This window comes from Lactiplantibacillus herbarum (assembly GCF_001039045.1).
GTDB lineage: Bacteria > Bacillota > Bacilli > Lactobacillales > Lactobacillaceae > Lactiplantibacillus > Lactiplantibacillus herbarum.
Genome location: NZ_LFEE01000044.1, coordinates 1 through 21,115, shown reverse-complemented (window position 1 = coordinate 21,115; position 21,115 = coordinate 1). Strand labels below are relative to the sequence as shown.

Below are 21,115 nucleotides of genomic sequence, written 5' to 3'. Positions count from 1 at the left end.
CTGTTAAATCAATGGTTTAAGCTGTTTTGGAACTTTCAGCCTTTAGTTAAGTAATGTTTACTAGTGTTGAAGCCTTCCTGAATAATAATACGCTTACATCCCTATAAATGAAATAAGTAACGTTAGTAAACAGAACGTAAATCTTGTTTACTGATATTTAGTAATTATTTTAGTAAAACGCTTACAATTACCGCTTTGAGCGCTTATGATAATAAGTGTTGAAACAGTAAACCAATATTAATTTATGAAAGACGAGGTACGGCACACAATGGCAACCCCACTACATACCAATGAATTCTTACACGGGGGTGATTACAATCCAGATCAGTGGTTGGACCATCCCGAAGTCATTGAACAAGACTTTCAAGATTTTAAACAGGCTAAGCTGAATACCGTAACCTTAGGTATTTTTGCTTGGGACAAATTAGAACCAAGCGAGGGCCAGTATGATTTTAGTTGGCTCGACCAGATTTTTGATCAAGCTGAAGCACAGGGAACCAAAATTATCCTCTCAACGCCGAGTGGTGCGCGTCCACGCTGGTTAAGCGAGAAGTACCCCGAAGTATTGCGGGTCAATGAACAAGGTCAACGCAATCAATTCGGTGAACGCCACAATCATTGCTACACCGCACCAGTTTATCGGGAAAAGGTGCAAGCAATCAACCGGCAGTTAGCGCAACGCTATGGTAAACGGCCAAGCCTACTATTGTGGCATATCTCGAATGAATACGGTGGTGCTTGCTATTGCGATTTGTGCCAAGCTGCTTTCCGTGAATGGGTGCAAGCTAAATATCAGACGTTGGCAAACTTGAATCATGCCTATTGGAATGCTTTTTGGAGTCACGAATACACCAGTTGGGATCAAATTCAGGCGCCATCACCATCGGGAGATACCGGTGTGATGGGATTGAACCTGGATTGGCGGCGCTTCGTTACCGACCGCACAATCGATTTCTTTGAGAATGAAATCAAGCCATTACGTGAACTGACACCAGATATTCCAGTAACAGCCAACTTCATGGGTGGCAATCCATCAGAATCACACGTCTTCTACGATTTGGATTATCAAAAATTCGCTGAACACGTCGACGTTGTCAGTTGGGATTCTTATCCGAACTGGAGCAACGGTTACGAAAGCACCGCCCGTCTTGCGATGAAGACGGCGTTGATGAATGACGTCATGCGCAGTTTGAAACACAGCAATTATTTAATCATGGAAAGTACCCCATCTCAAGTTAACTGGCATCCTTTCAACCGGGCAAAACGGCCAGGTATGCACGAAATGGGCAGTTTACAGCAGATTGCCCACGGAGCTGACTCGGTACTTTACTTCCAATTACACCAATCACTAGGGGCTTCTGAGATGTTCCATGGATCAGTCGTCACGAATCACCGGGGGACACGTACCCGTGCGTTCAACGATGTTACTAAAGTGGGCCAAGATTTGCAGCAATTGCAGCCCGTACTACGGACGACGCGTAAGACCGCCAAAGTTGCCATCGTATTCGACTACGACAACATGTGGGCGTTGGATGATGCGCGTAATTATGCCAACGAAACTAAGCAGTACTGGCGCACGATTCAGGAACACTACCAGTACTTCTGGGAACATGATATTCCAGTTGAAATCGTCAGTGTGACGGATGATTTAACGCCGTACAGCTTAGTGATCGATCCAATGCACTTCATGATGAGTCATGCTTTTGCGGCAAAGCTCAAAGCCTACGTTGAACAGGGTGGTCACTTAGTTGGAACTTACATCACCGGAGTTGTGGATGAGAACTTCTTAGCTTATCAAGGAGACGGGCTAGCCGACTTGCAGGCAACCTACGGAATCAGCGTCCAAGAAACGGATACGCTCTATCCACAACAACATAACGCACTAACGGCCTACCATCAGGCTTATCAAATCAACGATTACTGTGATGTCGTAGACCTGGCAACGGCGCAATCAGTGGGAACATATCAGAAAGACTTTTACGCTGGAACACCAGCTGTTACCAAGAATACGCTGGGTACGGGGACTGCTCATTATTTAGCGGCGCGCACTGGCACGGATTTCTTGGCAGCGTTCTATGAACAACTTGCAACGACGCTTCAATTAAAACTGCCGTTGCCGATTGCTAAAAATAACGCGCACGTTGCGATTCAGGTTCGTGAAGATGATCAGCAGAGTTATTACTTCGTCACGAACTTCAGTCACCAACCAGCGACGATTACTTTGAATCAATCACTAAAGAATGTCTTTAGTGATCAGGTCGTTTCAGACCAACAAGAATTAACCAGCTATGGTGTTCAGGTATACGTTAGTAAAAAATAATTTAATGGGGTGAGACTAATGGAACAAAATATTGACCAGCAGCCAGTGACTAAGAAAAAACTCTCATGGCATCAGGTGAACGAAGGTGTGGCCTTTGCCTTAGGGAACTTAGGACATTCAGCTTTTTACGGGGCGTTAAGTACGTACTTTATCGTGTACGTCACGAGTGGAATGTTCAGCGGCGTCGCACCAGCGATTGCGAATCGTTTAATCGGTTTGATTACGGGACTTGTCGTGGTTATTCGTTTAGCCGAAGTTGTTATTGATCCAATCTTGGGTAACATTGTGGATAATACGGAGACGCGCTGGGGTAAGTTCAAACCGTGGCAAGTCGTCGGTAGTATTGTGAGTTCGATCTTGTTAGTCATTATTTTTACTGGGATTTTTGGCTTAGCCAAGGTTAACTGGATTTTATTTGCGATTGTCTTTGTTATTCTGTTTGTTGTTTTAGATATCTTTTATTCGTTAACTGACGTTTCTTACTGGGGTATGGTGCCCGCAATCAGTGAAGATAGCCACTCTCGCGGTATCTTTACGGCGTTGGGTAGTTTTACGGGGACGATCGGTTGGAACGGACTAACGATGATCGTGGTGCCAATTACCACGTACTTCACTTTTGTGGCAACTGGTAAACACACGCAGGGGCCACAAGGCTGGTTAGCTTTTGCCATTATTGTTGGGGTTGTTGCCGTCTTGTCATCACTATGTGTCGCATTCGGAACAACGGAAAAACACAACGCGATTCGTGAGGCCGCTAAGCAAAAGACTACGATCAAAGGGGTTTTCGTTGGGATTCTCAAGAATGACCAAATTCTGTGGGTCAGCTTGGGCTACTTGTTCTATTCATTAGCATACGTGACGACGAACGGGGTCTTATTCTACCTATTCAAGTTCGTGATTGGTAAACCGGGTGAATTCTGGATTGCCGGGGCCGTAGCGACGGTGATCGGCTTTGTAACGTCACCACTTTACCCAATCTTGAACCGTTTCATTCCACGGAAAGTCTTGTTTGCAATCGGTCAATGTTCAATGATCTTAGCCTACGTGATCTTTATCGTTGCGCAGACTAATTTAACCTTATTAGTTGTTGGGTTAGTGTTGTTTAACATCAACTTTGCCCAACTAGTAACGGTTCTTTCAATGACTGATGCAATCGAATACGGTCAGTTGAAGAATGGTAACCGGAACGAAGCCGTTGTCTTAGCGGTTCGTCCAATGTTGGATAAGATCACCGGTGCCTTTTCAAACGGGATCGTTGGTGCGATTGCGTTAATTGCTGGGATGACTGGGAGTGCGACGGCAGCCGATATGACGGCTCACGATATTCATATTTTTGAAACGTTGGCGTTCTACTTACCGCTAGCTTGTGCAATCTTGTCACTATTGGTCTTTTTATTTAAAGTAACGATTACTGAAAAGAAGCATGCTGAAATTGTTGAAGAATTACAACAGAAGCTTGCGGATGGCGATGCTACGGTTGTAGCTGAAGACAGTCAGGTAACGGATGTGACTGCTACCACAAAGGTCTTAGCACCAGTCAGTGGTCAAATGTTAGCTTTAAGCGATGTTGATGACGGCTATAGTCACGGGTTACCGGGCGTTGGTTTTGCTATTCGACCTAGTGATGGTCGCTTATACGCACCATTTGATGGGACTGTTCGCTTCACATTCTCAACGAAACATACGTTGGGGATCGTTTCTGAAGATGGTTTAGAGACGATTATTCACGTGGGTCTTGGAACAGTTAACCTACGTGGTGAAGGCTTTACGACCTATTACCAAGATGGTCAGATTGTTCACGCGGGTGACTTGTTGATGACGTTCGACCGTGACTTGATCAAGCAGAGTGGTTACGATGATGTGGTTGTGACGTTCTTTACGCAACCTGGTCGAATCACGGATCAGACAACGGATTGGCCAGAAACAATTCAACATGGCCAAGCCGCAACGACGGTGACGTTTAAAGCATGATAGTTAATTGTAATCGATAAAAAAGCACTCCTAGCATATTGTTAGGGGTGCTTTTGGTAGCTGTAGGATAGGTTAGAAGTTTAAAATTTCTTGAATTCGTTGGCGAACTAGAATGAAAGTTGAATCATCTAATGTCGTGATATATGTGGCCTTACGCTGCCTAAAATCAAGTGTATAAAATTGTAAAGGATTAATGTAACCGTCAACTGGTAATGTGCTACTTAGTGGAATCATGAAGCCGGTTTGCATTTGAGCATTGCGGTTCGCGTGGGTAATGGGTGTAACGACTGCCAGTTTACTAACATGGCTATAACCACTAGAGCTTAAAACTAGGGCAGGTCGCCGCTTTTTAATCTCATGACCCGTGGCAGGATCGAAATCTAACCAAATGAGGTCTTGGATCTCGGGAGTGTAATCTAGCTTAGTCAATTGGAATTTCATGGCCACTTAATTGTCCTCCGATAACTTCGGCTTGAGTAAAGTCATGGCTTTTAACGAAATTAGGGTCTAAGAAAGGATTAGCACGCTTTGGACTGTAAATGATCTGACCACCGCGTCCTTGATAGACATCGTATTCCTGTCCAGTAACTGTAATGCCTTTAGGAACTGTTAAAACAGTTGAGCCACCTACTTTACGCATTTTAACGGGTTTGGAGCCGACGTTTTTCATCATAGTAATGCCTCCGCCTCTTTAATTTATATATATTAGTATATATCACACTGTTTAGTTTTAAAATTAAAAAGGTCTTCATCTAAATATACGTAGAGTGTCTCTAAAAATGTTTATTCAGTGCACATTGTGTTAGTTAAACTCATGATAGGTAACGGACACTTCCGATTTTACCTATCATGGTATTTTACAATGTTGAAACGTGGGACAAACTCAATGTGAGCGCAAGGCCGATAAAATTAATGCTTAGTGATGGCTGAGACACTTGCTGTAACTTTGTGTTGACTGACGACGTAATAAGCTGTTCCGAATACGGCACCCACTAAAGCAGGAACTAGCCAGTCCATACCGCTGCTAGCTAATGGTAAGTAATTTTGAACGTGAGCCATTGCTTGACCAAGCGCACTTTGGCTGACTACTGCTGGGAAAGCAGCCATCATATCAAAGACGGCTGGAATAACGGTGAAGACAACTACCCAGCCGTAAACAATACTAGACTTATGGAATAGCGGTGAAAAAATAGATAGAAAGATCAGCGCCATTGCCAATGGATAAAGAAACATTAAGACTGGTGTCGACCAAGCGATGATTTGATTGAGCCCGATATTGGCAGTTAAAAATGAAGCTAAGCAGGTGATCCGAAGCCAAGCTTTATAACTCAAGAATCCAAAGTGCTTGTGAAAATCTTGGGCAAAGGCAGCGACTAATCCGATGGCAGTCGTCAAACAGGTCGTGATGATCAGAACGGCAAGGAGTGCTTGGCCAACGTTACCCATATAATGATTAACAATCTGGTCAAAGGCTACACCACCATTATCGGATAATTTAAACTGTCCTAACGATTGGGCGCCAAGCAAGATTAACAGGACATAAATTACACCTTCAAAAGTCATAGAGAATAGTCCTGCACGGGCTGTAACCCACGCTGCCTTATTTGGATCAGTTTGACCCATGAATTTAACGGCAGTAACGATAGTAACTCCCAGCGCTAAACCAGCTAAGGCGTCCATGGTGTTATAACCTTGTAGAAAGCCATTGGTAAAACCTGCGTTTTGGTAGGCAACGGTAGCAGTAGTACTGCCTGCATGGGCTAAAGGGCTGCTGAAAGCAACGGTGAAGATACCGACTAGTAATAACAGGAAAAGAGGGTTCAAAAGTTTACCAACCCGGGCCAAAATCTTGCTCTGCTCAACGGATAAGAGATAAGCGAGACCGAAGAAGACAGCTGAGAAGATGAGGAGTGCTAGGGACTGATACTTGACTGGCAAGAGTGGTGCTAAGCCAACTGTAAATGAAACGGTAGCCGTCCGGGGTGTACCAAAAAAGGGTCCAATCGTGAAGTGAATTAGCACCATGAAGACGATTGCAAATGTAGTACCAAGTGGTTTGCCAATGTCATAAACGCCTTTAGATTTAGTGATACAAACGGCGAGAACTGAGAGTAATGGCAGTAAGACAGCAGTGACAAGGAATCCTAGTGCGGCAGTTCCCCAATGGCTGCCAGCCAGTTGGCCGAGATGAAGTGGAAAAATCAAATTACCGGCACCGAAGAATAGGGCAAAAATCATAGAGCTTAAGGTGACATAATCACGTTTGGATAATGAATGGCTTGTAACACGATTTAACATATAGCAGCACTCCTTTTCTAATTGTTTGCAAAATGGACTAGCACAAAGTAAATACACTTTGCGACTAATTATCGGTTAACCAAAAAACGCCCTGATATCTGAGTAAACTCAGAAACCAGGACGTCCAACACGTGTTACCACCTTAGCTTTGTGAACCGTATTACTACGGAACACCTCAGTAGGTACGGCAAGTGACCGGCCACTTGCGATACCCGGGCTCAATAATGGGAGCAACCAACAGTAACTAACATTCATGCTCGTCACTGCCACTCAGAACTGATTTTCGATTTTCTGGTTGTGGCGTCATTACACCAACCTGACGCTCTCTAGGCACTTCCAAGAAAATTTACTTTGTTCATCGACGTGTTTGTTAATCGTTTTATAATGTGTTTTTAATTTAACGCCGTGAGATTAAATTGTCAATGTTTTTTTGAAAAAGTCATAATAGCTAGTGCGCGATGAGGCTGAAAGATGGATAATAGCTGTAGTTATTAATTCGGTGAGGAGGGATAGCATGACAACGGACGAATCGACAGAGAAACCCCAATGGCAAAAAAATCAGACGCGCCATACCCGCTTTCGTACTATTCTAAGTGTGCTGCGGCGTTACAACGTGTTGAGTAACTTAGCGCGACAGAAAAATCCGGATCAGGTTCGGCTGGCGTTCGAAGAGTTAGGACCAACCTTTATTAAAATTGGGCAAATTCTCTCTTCACGAACGGATATTGTGAAACCGGAATTCGCCAACGAACTCAAAAAATTACAAAACAATGTTCACGCGGATGACTTTGAAGTCGTCAAAGAGACGCTTGAGCACCAGACTGGCAAGCCAATTGGCGAGATGTTTGCTAGTTTTGATGAGCAGCCATTTGCTTCGGCCTCAATGGGTCAAACGCACCACGCAACGTTATTAAACGGGCAGAAAGTGGTCGTTAAAGTCCAACATCCCGGTATTGATACCGAAGTGGCTTTGGATATCTCATTGTTTGAGCGCGCGTTACCATTGTTGCGCTATATTCCAGAAGCATCAGTCGTTGATCTGCAAGAAATGGTTTCAGAGATCAAACAATCCTTATTCAATGAATTGGATACGATGATTGAAGTGAAGAACGGCGCGCGTTTTTACCGATTAAATGACGGTGACGATATTCTGCGAGTTCCCCGCGTCTATGCTAAGTACAGCACGCAAAAAGTGCTCGTCAATCAATACATGGCGGGAACTAGCATTCAACAATTGATGGCGAAGCTGACGGAAGCGGATGCGGCGGATGATCATCAATATGATGATGAACGTAAGTATCTGGCCAATGTTCTCGTCCAAAACTTTTTGAAGCAAGTGTTTGAGGATGGTTTCTTCCACGCTGATCCACATCCCGGCAATATCTTACTGCGAGAATTGCACCCAGGCGATATTGGTTATGAAGATACGGTGACGCGGAAAGGCAAGCTGGGTAAGCGACGTTTACCACCATACCGTTTAGTTTATTTGGACTTTGGCATGATGGGTGAAATCAGCCCGGCATTGATGGATGGTATTGCTAACGTGGTGGTCGCCGTGACAACCGAGGATACGCGGCAAGTCGGTAAGGCGATTTTAGCGATTTCCAATCGGACAGGTGAAGTCGACGAAGAGGCGTTCTTCAGTGAATTAGCGCCATTTTTAGGGCAGTATTATAATTCTGGCTTGGGTGATATTGATTTTCAAGGGCTGTTGTTTGAGATGGTCAAGGTCTGTCGCAGCAACAATATTCAGATGAATCCAGCTGTTACGATGCTAGGAAAAGCCTTTGGAACCATAGAAGGAATCGTAGAATTGCTCGATCCGACTTTGTCGATGATGGATGTTGCCCGACCATTTGCGCGGAAATACGTGCGTGAAAACTTAAATCTACGCAACGAATTAGAGGATGGCTTATTAGCGAGCTTGCAAAGCTTACATGATACGCCGAAAATCCCGTCACGACTCTTATCGTCGTTAGATACATTTGCTAATGGTCAGACACGGGTCAACCTTGTGTTTGCGCACCGTAAGATGTTCATTGATCGCATCGACTCGATGGTGAATAAAGTCGTACTATCCGTCATTTTGGCGGCACTGATTATAGGGTCGTCGTTGCTGGTTCAGAGTCATCCTGATAATAGTTGGATTACTAATATCGGGATCTTTGGCTACGTGGCCGCGGTTGTGGTTATCATTGGATTGTTGATTGGAACGTTACATTCGTGGTACCAGCACTGGCGACATAAGGGGTAGCTTTGATTTGAAAATGGCCTGATGAGCTGAGTTTCAGTACTAAATTAGTCGTATATAAAAAACCAGCTACTTCAGAATTAATTCTGAAGTAGCTGGTTTTTTGTTGGTTTAATGTTAATGGTCGAAACGTGCGCTATCAGGCAGAGACCTCCGCTTAGTTACGGAAGCCTAACGATTGCCAAGTGCACAATCATCAGGCTTCCTAGGCTATGCTTGATCCCTAACCGCCTGATAGTGCACTCTTTCGAAACGTGCGTCAAGAGCCAGTTGCTTCCGCTTAGCTACGGAAGTCCAACGATTGCCAAGTGCGCAATCATCGGCCTTCCTAGGCTATGCTCAGCAACTACCCGGCTCTTAGTGCACTCTTAAATTAGTCTTCTGAACCGAGTGCTCGTGCACAGAATGCTGCTAAAATAGCACCAACTTCTGGGGCTAAGATGTAGACCCAGAGATGTGATACGGCACTACCACCAGCAAAGATTGCTGGTCCGATTGAACGGGCTGGGTTCAATGAACCACCCGTTAAGTTGAGGGCAACGATGATCAAGAAGCTAAGGGTAACCCCGATAGCTAAACCAGCAAAGTCGCTGTTACCATGATCGTTGCTCGTCACATTGAGGATAACCATTAAGAACAAGAAAGTAACTAAGGCTTCAACGAAGAAGGCCATGCCACTGTTGATCTTAGAAAAATCCGTTTGACCAAGTGAGGTTGCAGATAAGCCTAACGCACTGACAAATGATTTGACAGCGGCAGAAGCAACGACCGCACCAATAATTTGGGCGATGATGTAACCAACCGCATCAGCGGCATTGATCCGACGGTTAATCAACATGGCCGTCGTAACGGCTGGATTGAAATGACCACCAGAGATTCCACCAAAAGCATAGGCGGAAACAGTGATTGCTAACCCGAAGGCTAACCCAATGGCAAGAACGTCACCTTTAGCGATGACAACGGTACCGGTACCTAAGAACACTAACATGAACGTGCCGAGAAATTCGGCTAAATATTTACGCATAGAACACACTCCCTTTTGAATGATTGCTAACTTTATCTATTTTACAATATCTTAAGATTTAAATAACTAATTTTGCTCAATTAATGATTATTTAGATGAACTTAATATGATTATTTTGATAGTGGATGCTGGATATACAGCTTGATATTGCAGTGTTTTTAGCTGATTTTAGCTTTTTTAGAGATAATTAAAAATTAGCATTCTGTTATATCGAATTAGTGCTCGAATATTGATAAGCGACTATTAAGTGACCTAACAAATTATAAACTTTATGCTCAGTAAGGTAGGGAGACTGTCTTATAATGGGAAGTATCAATGGCGAATAGGCTGCGTAGTAATTAAGCAAAAGGAAGGTAAATTCAATGACGTTATCGTACCAAGCACTCTTAACAGCGGTTCCCGTCGTATTAAAAGCGGGTAACGTGCCTAATATTGTCGGTGAAGCCGGTATTGGCAAGTCGGCGCTAGTAGCTGATGTCGCCCATCAAATGGGAGCTAAGCTATTTACGACGGTCGTGAGTTTGTCCGAAAAGGGTGACCTTGCGATTCCAGTACCACCACTGACCAGTGAGTCGTTTGTTCAGACTAAGCAGTACGGCCGGTTGGCGGATGTACAGTATGGGTACGCGCATACTCTGATTGAGATTATCCAATATGCGGAGCAGTATCCTGACCAACCGATCCTCTGGTTTTTGGATGAGTTTAACCGGGGAACCCAAGCTGTTCAGAGTGAACTGATGAACTTAGTTCTACAACGGACGATTAATACGCTGATTTTGCCGCAACAGGTGCAGTTGATTTTAGCGGAAAACCCGGATGCTAGCATGAGTGGTTTTGCGGACAGCACTTACGGCGTGGTGGCCGGTGATGCAGCTATTAAGGATCGAACCGTTCGACTAGTAATGCGCACCGATGCGGCTGATTGGCTGGCGTGGGCGCAACAAATGGATGACCGGAAACAGCCGCATATTCATCCTACCGTTCAGCGCTTTATTGGTGAGGATGTGACACGGCTCAACCAAAGTGACGTGCAGGGCGACCTAACGGCGACACCGCGCGCATGGGAACGAGTTTCGACCAATCTTTATCAGCTTGAAAAGCTACCGCTAGCGCAACAAACAGCCGTAGCCTTGGATATTTTTCAGGGTGACGTTGGTGATGAACTGGGGTTAGCTTTCGAGCAATTCATGGAACAGCAAGCCATTCATTTAACGCCAGCGACAATTTACGATAGTCAGCCAGTGGGGGCAGTGGTGCCAGCACCAATTCTCAAACAGTTTCAAGCGATGAGTGAGATTCAGAAAAGCACGGTGCTAGGGAGTTGCTTAGGCTTAACAGCGACTTACCCGCTGACCAACGATCGCTATGCTGGCCGCTTTACACAACTGTTACAGACTTTGAGTCAGGATGGGCAGTTTGCCTTAGTTCAGCGTATCGGTCATGATCGTGAATTGCTTAAACAGTTATATACGGCTAACGTGGCTAAAGAAAGTCCGTACGTGACGGCCCTCTATCAGTATTTACAACAGGTGGCAAGCTGGGCTAATTCATAGAAAGTGGTGAGGGTGATGATCAATAATGCGGCGGAATACGCGCAGTGGCGGCAAAGCGTGATAACTGATCCAAGTGCAGCGACTGAAGCAGCTGGGGCAACTATGCTGAGCCGGGCCGTGATTGACTTACTCGCAACTGATCAATTCTATGGCGAACTGGTAACACGGCTGCCGCGGCAATTAGTTGCGACGTTAACTAGTCCATTTGCATTGGTATGGCAAGATAATCAGTTAGTATTGCAGTACGGACCAAACGCGATGGCGCGCACCTTTTCACGCTTTGATAGTCTGCAGGCAGGGCTAAAACACGTGGCGTTACACGTTGTCTGGCAACACCCGTTACGTTACCGTGAACAGGTAGCAATGCAGCGTCAATTAGTGACGCTAGCGACCGACTTAGCGGTTAATCAATACGTGGATGGATTACCGGATGAGGCGGTGCGGCTAGCGACTGTTCAGCCGTTAGTGACGGCAAAGCTTCCATTAAAAGCAGATTCAGGGACTTATTTAAAATTGTTACAACAACGGCAACAATCGAATAAGCAAGATGATCAGTCTCAATCGGAGCAATCAACGACGGGGAATGATCGCCAGCCTAGTGTTGGTAATGATCAAACACCGCCGATTGATGATGTACAGTCGTGGGCGGATAGCGGCCAATTGACCAATCCCAATTTAGCGTCGGCACGGATGAAACAGTTGGCCAAGGATGCGTGGGCCCAAACTAACGAGGTTGGGCGTGGTTTAGTAGCTGGTAAGGTTGTGACTCAGTTAGAAGTTCGACGGCAGGCGCCACAAGTTGATTGGCGACAGCTATTAGCTCGTGGGATTGGGCAAATCCCGAGTGGTAAGCAGTTATCGCGAGCCCGTTTCAACCGACGACAACCCTTTCGTATGGAATTACCAGGGCAAATCAGTGAGACACGTTTGGATCTACAGGTCTACGTGGATAATTCGGGTTCAATCAGCGATTCGACCTTGCAACAATTATTGAGTCAAGTTGCGACTTTAACGCAAATGGTTACAGCAACCATTACGGTCAAGGCCTTTGATGCGATTGTACAACCGGGCCAGACTTACCAAGCGAGTTTGCCGCAGCAGATTCGGTTTACACGGCATGGTGGTGGCGGAACGGTCTACCAAGCAATCTTTGATGACTTGGCGGCACATCATTTAACGAATGCGACCACCTTAGCGTTGATTTTGACGGACGGACAGGGTGAAGCACAAATAGATGACCATCGATTTACCAACGTGATTTGGTTACTGGCCAGTGCTAATGACCACCTATCTGTGAATCCGGTCATTGGGCGAGTGGTTAATTTGAAGATTGGGGATGACGAACATGGCACAACCGCTTAATCCGGCCGATATGCAGTCGTTATTGACTCATGATCACCGTTATCAACGAGCAACGGCAATTTTGACGGATCAATGGCAACGCATTATGGCAGATGAAAGTTTGCCTTATCGTCAGCAGATTACGGTCGATGACCTAACGTTAGCTCGGTCTTTATTGAGAAGCGCAACGCTGACGAGCCAATTTGATTTTGAAACCTACGCTGGTGTTCAGCAATTGCGACAACATTTTGGCAGTCAGCTGAGTGGCGTTGCGCAGCATTGGCTTGTCCAAAAGTACCTATAGAAATAACTATATATAGAAGAAAATAATAAAAAAGCGAGAGTGGGACAAAAGGCGGGTTGCTACCGAGCATAGCCTAGGAATACGAATGATTGTGCATTTTCAATCGTTTGTATTCCGTAGCTAAGCGGAGGGAGCAGTCTTTTGTCCCACGTTTCGACTGTAAATATTTGAAGATACAAAAGCGAGTTTGGGTTTTGTCCCAAACTCGTTTTTGTCATTTTTTATCATATAGTAAGAAAGGTTATCCAAGCTTGTTGGCGTTGTTCGATATCGGGTTGTTCACCTTGACGAATCCGCATCTGTAAACCAATCCGTGCTTCCAAGAGCGTCTGGGCGAGTAACGTACTCGATTGCGAGTTGATGATTTGTTGGTTAGCCTGACCTTTTAGAATGACAGAAGCCATCAAGGTAAGGTAGTCATCATAGAAATGAGTCAGTGCTTGCTGAACATCGGGGTCGCTAGTTCCAAATTCAGCAGTTGCGTTAGCCATTAGATCACCAGCGGGGTGTTCTCCGGCTAGACTTTGGCTTAACAACATGCTGAGAATGGCTAGTGGAGCAGCTCCAGCCTGTTCAAGGTGCTGCATTGCCTGAGTACAGTCGGTCAGAATCTGCTGATGATAACGGTCTAGTGCTCTCAGGTAGAGCGTGTGTTTGTCACCGATGGCATTATAGAGACTTTGTTTTTTGACGCCACTAGCAACTACAATTTCATCCATTGAGGTGTGGTAGTAGCCTTGTTGCCAAAATAAATGCATCACTTTTTCGATAACTTGATCATCTTGGAACGTTTTTTTAGCTGGCACAGTGGGACCACCTTTCGGGTTGGAAATGAGTGTTATCAGTATACCACAGGTGTTTATGAAGGAAATGAATAAGGAAAGTCTTTGAAATGAAGATGATAGTGGCTTTTATTGTTTTGAAAGTAACTTTTAATGGTTGTGATGAAAGTATTAAAACTGAATTGAAGATGTGACTGTAGTATAATCGCTTACAAAAAAAGCGGAATTTGATGTAAAAAGTTGATTCAACAGCGTTTAAAACGCTAATATTCCAATTTTATATTGAGGATGAATAGTTATAGTTATAGAAGCTTTTTGCTAATAGTTAAGCTCATTAAATTCTAACAATAATATAATTTTTGCTTTTGAATTGAATTTAATGTTGCGATTTGTTAACTAAAAGAAGAAAAATAATAGCCTTATGAAAGCTTATCTATAAACTGATTGAAACAGTTTGAACAAATATTTTTATACAAATCTCAAAATGAGAAATAGCTCAGAAGACCGTTAAAAAAGGAACTTTTGTAAATAATTAAAGGGGGTCACCAATTGACAGCGATTTACATTCCATGATATATTTTCCGTGTTGAAAGGGTTACTCAACGATTCACTATTAGCACAAAGAATTAGTGAGGTTAAAACGTTAAGGTGAATTCCTGGAAAGGACGTGATTGATATTAAATGGCTTACCGCTTTATCAAGCTTATTACTTAGTCTACTTGTAGCACTACCAGCGACCGCTGATGTGCATACAGGTACCTACCATTTAACAGTTGCATCTGATTCAGGAAGTCAGGCTGGGCCGCTGCAAGGCTTATTACCACAAATGAATGAAATGCAGCAGTGGATTCTACTCGGTCTAGGCATCCTAGGGCTTATCTTGTTAGTCTCATTAATTCCAATCTGGTGGCGCAACCGTCAAACAATAAAGGAGCAACCGTAATATGAAGAAATATGTTGGAACGTTAATCGCAGGAATTACACTTGTCGCAGGTCTACCATTGACAGCCATGGCTGCTGACACCGATACACAATCAACCAAGGCTCAAGTTGAATTATCACAGGATACTGATCCTGATAAGAATACGGTTACTTTGGATAAAGCCCCTGGCGTTGACTTCGGTAGTCAAACCATCGACAATGCAACGACAACTTACAATGCTGATTCTGTGAGTGGCAACATTCAAGTAACAAACCCTGGTAACACAGACGGCTGGGCCGTTTCAGTTGCCGGTACTGATTTTACTGATAGTAGTACGAGCAAGACATTGAAGGGTGCGGTTCTCTCATTTAAGAGTGCCGATGTCTCAGCTGATGATGAAGCGAATGTCTCGACTCATCCAAGTAGTTCTCAAGTAGATGTTAATTCAAGTAACCAACAAATCCTAGGCGCTAACGCTGATGAAGGTATTGGTGTATTTACGGCAGCTTATGCCAAAGAAAATGTTCAATTACTAGTACCAGCTGGTAACTCTGCCGGTTCATACGCCGCAACCTTAACATGGACGCTGGGTAACGCACCAAGCTAAGACCTTAGCTAGTCATCGGAGAACTGAGGTGTAACCGATGAATACAGGATTACTAGTGACGAGTCGGTTACTGATGACCGCAGTTGGCTGTCTGATGATTGGTAGTTTGGGCAGCAGCGTTCGTGCTCAGGCTGCTTCGACTCAGTCCCGAGTACAAGTGAATTTGACGCCAACGGACGATGATACCGCCGTTACTCCCGTTGACCCTGATGAACCTAGCAAACCATATCCTGGTGATTCAGTAGACGAGGGAAATGTGACGGGAACGGGTTCCCGCGGTCAACTAACAATCGACTTTGTGAGTAACTTAAAGTTCGGCTCGATTACAGCTAAGAGTGATTCGATCAGTACGACGGCACTTAATGAGCGGGCCATGATTCAAGTCACTGATCGACGAGCTACGGCAGCTGGTTGGAGTTTACAAGTAACGCCCAGTCCGTTACAAAACAATCAGCAGTCGTTAACAACCTCGTTAACGTTGGGGTCAATCCAATTACAACCCGGAGAAAATAATGTTAGTGATTCCCCCAGTGTTGTTAACACGGGGGAGCTAACGCCCGGAATTGTTAATAACGTGGTTGTTGCCCAACCCGAAACGGGATTAGGGACGTGGCTAGTAGTCTTGAATCGTGGTAATACCCCGACTCGACTGCAAGTTCATGACCTTAAACCAAATACGGGTGACTACACGGGAACCATGGCGTGGTCACTAACCAATGCCCCAAGTTAAACATTTAATTGAAGTTGCCACCAACCTGGCAGCTTCAATCATACATAACAAGTTACTTACCATTGAGAAAAGGAAGGGTAAATTATCTATGAAAAAAACATTTTGGCGACTAATGCTAATTATGGGGCTAGTTTTTAGCGGTTTAACATTAACTGCGCAGGCTGATGACCTTAACTATACGGTGCAGGCTGAGTTACCAAAAAATCAGATTAATAATAAAGTGTCTTATTTTGATCTCAAAGTTACGGCTGGTCAGACCCAGGACTTAACGATTCGGATCAAGAATAATGATAGCAAGGAACACCAGTACACCGTTTCACCTAACCTAGCAATCACGAATGATAATGGGATCATTGATTACAGTCAGGCGAAAGCTAAGGCAGATTCATCGCTGAAGTTCAATGTGAAGTCAGCCTTATCTGATAAGCAGACTGTGACCGTTCCAGCTAAAACAACAAAAAAAGTTACGATCAAATTAACGGTACCTGAGAAGAAATTCAACGGGATTGCACTTGGTGGGATTAACGTTATTCAGAAGACGAGCACTAACCAATCTTCGTCTAGCAGTAGTGGAATGGCGATTAATAACCAGTACGCTTACGTTTTAGGTGTACAACTACGGGAAACAGATACGATTAGTATCAAACCGGAGATGAAATTGCACACTGTTAAAGCACAACAAAGGAACTATCGTAATTACGTTACGGCTAACTTGCAAAATACTCAACCGGTGATTATGCACGGTTTAAAGATCAAGAGTTACGTGACCAAAGCGGGTTCTAGTAAGAAGTTATTAACCACTGAGAAAGAAAATATGTCGATGGCACCAAATAGTAATTTTGATTTTGCCCTCGGTGATGGAAGCAAGCAACTCAAAGCGGGTAAATACACCTTGCACTTAACTGCTACGGCGGATCAGGGTAAGTGGCAGTTTACCAAGAACTTTACGATTACGGATAAAGAAGCCCAAACGTTGAATGACTCGTCAATCACACAAAAATCAACCAATTATTTCTGGTGGTTTGTGGCCTTGGGAGTTGTCATCATCGCATTGTTAGGCGCAATTATCTGGTTACTATTGAAGAATCGCCGACGTCAGGATTAACTAACGGGAGGAGTTTTCAACATGTGGAAGAGACCTAAACTGTTACTTGTTGCATTTGTCATGCTTACTGGTTTATGGGCCGGAACCACACGGAGTCAGGCCTCATTAGCAACGGCACCATCTGGCTTGAATCAATTAGATAAACTCTTTACGGTGCCTGCAACGTTCAGTGGTGGCGCAACGAATAGTGCTAGTATCGCCAACGTCACGAATGCGAGTTCGCCGAATACACAAGCGGTGCAAGTTATTACTGGCAAGAAACAAGTAGGTGGTTTTTGGTCCAATGACGCTAACCGCCTCGATTTAAATAAAGATGCAACTTTCAAAATGTGGGTGTATCTGGGATCATCAACCAGTGTGACTAAAGCTGGTGATGGGATGGCCTTTGTTTTACAGAATGATCCTAACGGCACCAATGCTTCTGCTCAGGTGAAAACCGGGAGTACTGCGAGTGAAACATTAGGAACTTGGGGCGTCGATACGGATACCAAAAATCAGGATACGGCCCAGATTGCATCAACCGCTATTCAAAATAGTTGGGCATTAGAGTTTGATACCTATGCGAATAATTCAACATCGTATAGTAGTGCCAGCGGAGATGCGTTTGATAACGGCATTAAGAAACAACATATTGCGACTGGTTATCCTGGATCAGCTAGTCAGTATACGAGTCAATCAGTTAAAAGTCTGGATATTACTGGGATTATCTGGTCAACCAAATATTACTTCACGCAGAATCACAACAATATGACAGCTGTTGATCTTGGAGATAGCAAGTGGCACCACTTAGTTATGGATTGGCATGCCGATACGAAAACGATGACGTATACGTTTAACGATGTTAATACGGATGGCTCAGCAACGGGTGCTGGCGTTACTCAGAGTGAAGTCATTGATACTAGCCAGTTCAACGCTAGTGACGGCCTAGTTCGCTGGGGCTTCATGGGTGCGACTGGTAGTAACACCAGTTCTGACATGGTCGTGATCGAAAGTGCACCGAACTTGGTTGACGCTAAGGCGGATGTTACGGTTACCGATACGACTAAGAATAAAACTGTTACGGCGGGAACCAAAGTTAAGGCCAAACATAAATTGCAGTATGACTATAAACTATCTTATGAGAGTGGACAGTTAGACTGGGATAATATTACGGCTGAACTGGATTTACCAAAGAATGTGACGTTTGACAGTGCTGTGGTGAAATACGCCGATGGGACTGAACAGACGTTGACGGCACCAACTGCCGGTGCAACATCTGCGAGTTATACGCTTGATAAAACGTTGTCTGCTAGTCAACAAACTGCAACGATTCAACTTACAGGGAAAGCTGACGATGTGAAAGTTAACGGTGCGACGACGACAACTTCGGCAACCTTTAAGAACAAAGTCTTCGAAACAACCGCAAATGCACCTGATTATACGATCACGGTTGACCAACCGATTGATCTGTATATCTATAAGACTAATTACACCATTTCTAATGGTAATGATGCGAAGATTCAAGGGATCGTAGTTGCTGAAGGCTCTGAACAAGTGACCAACAGTAGTATCACGCTGCATCCTACCTTAAATGGTGAGGAGCTAGATGACTTTAAGTTGGAAGAAGGCGATGATGACGAATCTGGTTTCTTCCAATACGTTGTTAAAGCCAGTCAGTTGCACGTTGGAGATAATGAATTGACGATTTGGGCATCTGACCAGGATGATAATGAGTCGGAAGTTAAGACGACAACGATTACAGTAACTAGTGGCGAACTAGGCTTCAAAACGGTGTCATCAAGTAGTACCTTTAAGCCAATCACTGTTAATGGGACTTCCCAGACAACTGATCGTGAAGACGATTGGGAAGTAGTTGTCAGTGACAATCGTGGTAAGGGCTCTAGTTGGCAATTACAAGCTAGTGTCACTGACTTTGAGAGCTCAAATGGTAAAAAATTACCTGGTGACGTTCTCTTCCGTCAAGATGGCAAGACGACAACCCTGAATACTCAAGGGACTGTGATTGATAGTCGGACAACCACGAGTGACACGGATGACTATGATGTTCTTGGAAATTGGGATGGTGAATCAGGGATCTTCTATAAGAGTAATGCGGGCGCCACGCCTGGGACTTATTCGGGCCAGATCACTTGGACATTGAATAATGCCCCCAGTTAATAACCAGGGGTAATAATAAATAAAAGCTCTCACAAGTATTTGCTTGTGAGAGCTTTTGTTTATTGGTATTATTATGGTTAACGGGATATATTATAATGATTATTATTTGCAAACAGTGCCTGATTGACAGGGATATACCTTTAAAAAAGCAATAATACCAACGTTTAGTTATCGTTCGATTAATGAAAAGATTATTTTTTTACCTGTTTTTGGTTGCGCTTTCTTGATGATTTGGTACAATGTAATTGTTACCTAATATATAACGTACAAGTGTTATTGTGAAATTAAATACATTTACTTAATAAGGAGCGTTTTAATATGAAAGTTGTTGTAATTGGATGTACCCATGCTGGCACTGCCGCTGTTAACCAAATTTTGGCATCAAACCCTGACACTGAGGTCACAATCTATGAAAGAAATGATAATGTCTCATTCCTTTCTTGTGGGATTGCCCTCTATCTTGGTGGCGAAGTTGCGGATCCTCAAGGACTGTTCTATTCTAGTCCAGAACAACTATCAAAATTAGGCGCTAATGTTCAGATGGAACATGATGTTACCAATGTTGATACTGACAAACACGAAGTTACTGTAACTGACCTGAAGACGGGCACAGTTGCAACTGAACATTATGATAAATTAGTCGTTACGACTGGTTCATGGCCCGTTATTCCACCAATTGATGGGATTGATAGTCCTAATGTTTACCTATGCAAGAACTGGACCCATGCCCAAAAATTATGGGAAGCTGCTAAACCAGCAAAACGTGTCATCGTCATCGGTGGGGGCTACATTGGGACTGAATTAGTGGAAGCTTATCAAAAACAAGGTAAAGAAGTTACTCTGATTGATGGCTTACCACGAATCTTAAACAAGTACTTAGACAAAGGCTTTACAGACCGTGTTGAAAAAGACTTTACTGACAACGGCATCAAGATGGCACTAGGCCAGATGGTCAAAGGCTTCGAGGACGATGGCAAAGAAGTCACGGTTAAGACCGATCAAGGCAGTTACACTGCTGATATGGCGATCTTATGTGTCGGTTTCCGGCCAAATACCGCCTTGTTGAAGGGTAAAGTTGACATGAACGCCAATGGTTCTATCAAGACGAATGATTACATGCAGACGTCTGACCCTGATATTTATGGTGCTGGGGATTCTGTTGCCGTTCACTACAACCCAACTCAAAAAGATGCTTACATTCCATTGGCTACCAATGCAGTTCGCCAAGGAACTTTAGTTGGTTTGAACATCTTCAAGCCAACTCGTAAGTACATGGGAACCCAATCAACTTCTGGTTTAATGTTATTCGGCAAGACGATTGTTTCTTCTGGGATGACTTTGGAACATGCCCAAGCTGAGAAGATTCCAGCCGCTGCGGTCACTTTTGAAGATAACTACCGGCCAGAATTCATGCCAACGACTAAACCAGTCTTGATGCAACTTGTTTACAATCCTGAAACCCGGGAAATCTTGGGTGCACAATTCATGAGTGAACACGATGTCTCACAATCAGCCAACGTGATTTCAGTGATGATCCAAAACCGCAACACGATTGATGACTTAGGTTTCGTTGATATGTTCTTCCAACCAATCTATGATCGTCCATTTAACTACTTGAACTTACTCGGACAAGCAGCAATTGCCCAAGCGGCAGCAGCTACTAAATAAATAGCGTAAAAAATAAGCCTTCTGACACAGCACGTGTCAGAAGGCTTATTTTTTATGGTTCTACAATATTGGGTGTTGATGG

General features: G+C 44.1%; 17 protein-coding genes and 1 other annotated feature. Of the genes, 12 read left to right on the top strand and 5 right to left on the bottom strand.

All coding sequences use genetic code 11. From position 1 onward, the window contains the following. Positions 1-268 precede the first annotated feature (268 nt). On the top strand, positions 269-2,320 hold the full coding sequence (locus tag ACG95_RS13660; RefSeq protein WP_048001068.1) for a beta-galactosidase: 2,052 nt from the start codon (positions 269-271) through the stop codon (positions 2,318-2,320). Between the two features lie 18 nt (positions 2,321-2,338). After that, on the top strand, positions 2,339-4,291 hold the full coding sequence (locus ACG95_RS13655; RefSeq protein ID WP_048001067.1) for a sugar MFS transporter: 1,953 nt from the start codon (positions 2,339-2,341) through the stop codon (positions 4,289-4,291). Between the two features lie 72 nt (positions 4,292-4,363). On the opposite strand, the gene ACG95_RS13650 is transcribed toward ACG95_RS13655, so the two are convergent. The 3 genes from ACG95_RS13650 to brnQ form a co-directional block, all read right to left on the bottom strand. Beyond that, positions 4,364-4,732: a type II toxin-antitoxin system PemK/MazF family toxin gene (locus tag ACG95_RS13650; RefSeq protein ID WP_048001072.1), complete on the bottom strand. Its 369-nt coding sequence runs from the start codon at positions 4,730-4,732 to the stop codon at positions 4,364-4,366. Further along, on the bottom strand, positions 4,713-4,964 hold the full coding sequence (locus ACG95_RS13645) for an antitoxin of toxin-antitoxin stability system (RefSeq protein ID WP_237756534.1): 252 nt from the start codon (positions 4,962-4,964) through the stop codon (positions 4,713-4,715). Before ACG95_RS13645 ends, ACG95_RS13650 begins: the two co-directional genes overlap by 20 nt. Before the next feature lie 236 nt (positions 4,965-5,200). Beyond that, positions 5,201-6,589 carry a branched-chain amino acid transport system II carrier protein gene (gene brnQ, locus ACG95_RS13640; protein ID WP_048001066.1) on the bottom strand — a complete coding sequence of 463 codons (1,389 nt, stop codon included), beginning with the start codon at positions 6,587-6,589 and terminating at the stop codon, positions 5,201-5,203. 113 nt (positions 6,590-6,702) lie between these two features. After that, positions 6,703-6,960 (bottom strand) — a binding site (T-box leader). A 143-nt stretch (positions 6,961-7,103) separates the two neighbouring features. Between brnQ and ACG95_RS13635 the strand changes: the two genes are divergently transcribed. Further along, positions 7,104-8,843 carry an ABC1 kinase family protein gene (locus tag ACG95_RS13635; protein ID WP_082137382.1) on the top strand — a complete coding sequence of 580 codons (1,740 nt, stop codon included), beginning with the start codon at positions 7,104-7,106 and terminating at the stop codon, positions 8,841-8,843. 370 nt (positions 8,844-9,213) lie between these two features. Here ACG95_RS13635 and ACG95_RS13630 read toward each other — a convergent pair whose 3' ends face one another. After that, entirely contained in the window at positions 9,214-9,864 is a 651-nt protein-coding gene (locus ACG95_RS13630) for an MIP/aquaporin family protein (protein ID WP_048001065.1), read from the bottom strand. Positions 9,865-10,226: 362 nt separating this feature from the next. Here ACG95_RS13630 and ACG95_RS13625 point away from each other — a divergent pair, with 362 nt between their 5' ends. Genes ACG95_RS13625 through ACG95_RS13615 form a run of 3 tightly spaced genes read left to right on the top strand, consistent with a single transcriptional unit; the run spans position 10,227 to position 13,062 of the window. Next, positions 10,227-11,417, top strand: coding sequence for a P-loop NTPase family protein (locus tag ACG95_RS13625; protein ID WP_048001064.1), 1,191 nt, complete (start codon positions 10,227-10,229; stop codon positions 11,415-11,417). A 15-nt stretch (positions 11,418-11,432) separates the two neighbouring features. After that, the gene (locus ACG95_RS13620) at positions 11,433-12,779 is read left to right on the top strand and encodes a vWA domain-containing protein (protein WP_048001063.1); all 1,347 of its coding nucleotides are present in this window, start codon (positions 11,433-11,435) and stop codon (positions 12,777-12,779) included. Then, on the top strand, positions 12,763-13,062 hold the full coding sequence (locus ACG95_RS13615; protein ID WP_048001062.1) for a hypothetical protein: 300 nt from the start codon (positions 12,763-12,765) through the stop codon (positions 13,060-13,062). Before ACG95_RS13620 ends, ACG95_RS13615 begins: the two co-directional genes overlap by 17 nt. 224 nt (positions 13,063-13,286) lie before the next feature. Here ACG95_RS13615 and ACG95_RS13610 read toward each other — a convergent pair whose 3' ends face one another. Then, on the bottom strand, positions 13,287-13,868 hold the full coding sequence (locus tag ACG95_RS13610) for a TetR/AcrR family transcriptional regulator (protein WP_048001061.1): 582 nt from the start codon (positions 13,866-13,868) through the stop codon (positions 13,287-13,289). A gap of 643 nt (positions 13,869-14,511) precedes the next feature. Between ACG95_RS13610 and ACG95_RS13605 the strand changes: the two genes are divergently transcribed. The 6 genes from ACG95_RS13605 (at position 14,512) to ACG95_RS13580 (ending at position 21,033) form a co-directional block, all read left to right on the top strand. After that, positions 14,512-14,787: a cell surface protein gene (locus ACG95_RS13605; protein ID WP_237756532.1), complete on the top strand. Its 276-nt coding sequence runs from the start codon at positions 14,512-14,514 to the stop codon at positions 14,785-14,787. 1 nt (position 14,788) lies between these two features. Beyond that, positions 14,789-15,373, top strand: coding sequence for a WxL domain-containing protein (locus ACG95_RS13600; RefSeq protein ID WP_048001060.1), 585 nt, complete (start codon positions 14,789-14,791; stop codon positions 15,371-15,373). Between the two features lie 37 nt (positions 15,374-15,410). Then, positions 15,411-16,103 carry a WxL domain-containing protein gene (locus ACG95_RS13595; RefSeq protein ID WP_048001059.1) on the top strand — a complete coding sequence of 231 codons (693 nt, stop codon included), beginning with the start codon at positions 15,411-15,413 and terminating at the stop codon, positions 16,101-16,103. Positions 16,104-16,191: 88 nt separating this feature from the next. Beyond that, a complete protein-coding gene (locus tag ACG95_RS13590) occupies positions 16,192-17,208 on the top strand; it encodes a WxLIP family cell surface protein (RefSeq protein ID WP_048001058.1) in 1,017 nt (338 codons plus the stop codon). Positions 17,209-17,229: 21 nt separating this feature from the next. Further along, complete coding sequence (locus tag ACG95_RS13585) at positions 17,230-19,365, top strand: lectin-like domain-containing protein (RefSeq protein WP_048001057.1); 2,136 nt, start codon at positions 17,230-17,232, stop codon at positions 19,363-19,365. A gap of 318 nt (positions 19,366-19,683) precedes the next feature. Then, positions 19,684-21,033: an FAD-dependent oxidoreductase gene (locus ACG95_RS13580; RefSeq protein ID WP_048001056.1), complete on the top strand. Its 1,350-nt coding sequence runs from the start codon at positions 19,684-19,686 to the stop codon at positions 21,031-21,033. Positions 21,034-21,115 lie beyond the last annotated feature (82 nt).

Coding starts and splice junctions, on each gene's coding strand:
- ACG95_RS13660 (WP_048001068.1), top strand. CDS start 269: ATGGCAACCCCACTACATACCAATGAATTCTTACACGGGGGTGATTAC.
- ACG95_RS13655 (WP_048001067.1), top strand. CDS start 2,339: ATGGAACAAAATATTGACCAGCAGCCAGTGACTAAGAAAAAACTCTCA.
- ACG95_RS13650 (WP_048001072.1), bottom strand. CDS start 4,732: ATGAAATTCCAATTGACTAAGCTAGATTACACTCCCGAGATCCAAGAC.
- ACG95_RS13645 (WP_237756534.1), bottom strand. CDS start 4,964: ATGATGAAAAACGTCGGCTCCAAACCCGTTAAAATGCGTAAAGTAGGT.
- brnQ (WP_048001066.1), bottom strand. CDS start 6,589: ATGTTAAATCGTGTTACAAGCCATTCATTATCCAAACGTGATTATGTC.
- ACG95_RS13635 (WP_082137382.1), top strand. CDS start 7,104: ATGACAACGGACGAATCGACAGAGAAACCCCAATGGCAAAAAAATCAG.
- ACG95_RS13630 (WP_048001065.1), bottom strand. CDS start 9,864: ATGCGTAAATATTTAGCCGAATTTCTCGGCACGTTCATGTTAGTGTTC.
- ACG95_RS13625 (WP_048001064.1), top strand. CDS start 10,227: ATGACGTTATCGTACCAAGCACTCTTAACAGCGGTTCCCGTCGTATTA.
- ACG95_RS13620 (WP_048001063.1), top strand. CDS start 11,433: ATGATCAATAATGCGGCGGAATACGCGCAGTGGCGGCAAAGCGTGATA.
- ACG95_RS13615 (WP_048001062.1), top strand. CDS start 12,763: ATGGCACAACCGCTTAATCCGGCCGATATGCAGTCGTTATTGACTCAT.
- ACG95_RS13600 (WP_048001060.1), top strand. CDS start 14,789: ATGAAGAAATATGTTGGAACGTTAATCGCAGGAATTACACTTGTCGCA.
- ACG95_RS13595 (WP_048001059.1), top strand. CDS start 15,411: ATGAATACAGGATTACTAGTGACGAGTCGGTTACTGATGACCGCAGTT.
- ACG95_RS13590 (WP_048001058.1), top strand. CDS start 16,192: ATGAAAAAAACATTTTGGCGACTAATGCTAATTATGGGGCTAGTTTTT.
- ACG95_RS13585 (WP_048001057.1), top strand. CDS start 17,230: ATGTGGAAGAGACCTAAACTGTTACTTGTTGCATTTGTCATGCTTACT.
- ACG95_RS13580 (WP_048001056.1), top strand. CDS start 19,684: ATGAAAGTTGTTGTAATTGGATGTACCCATGCTGGCACTGCCGCTGTT.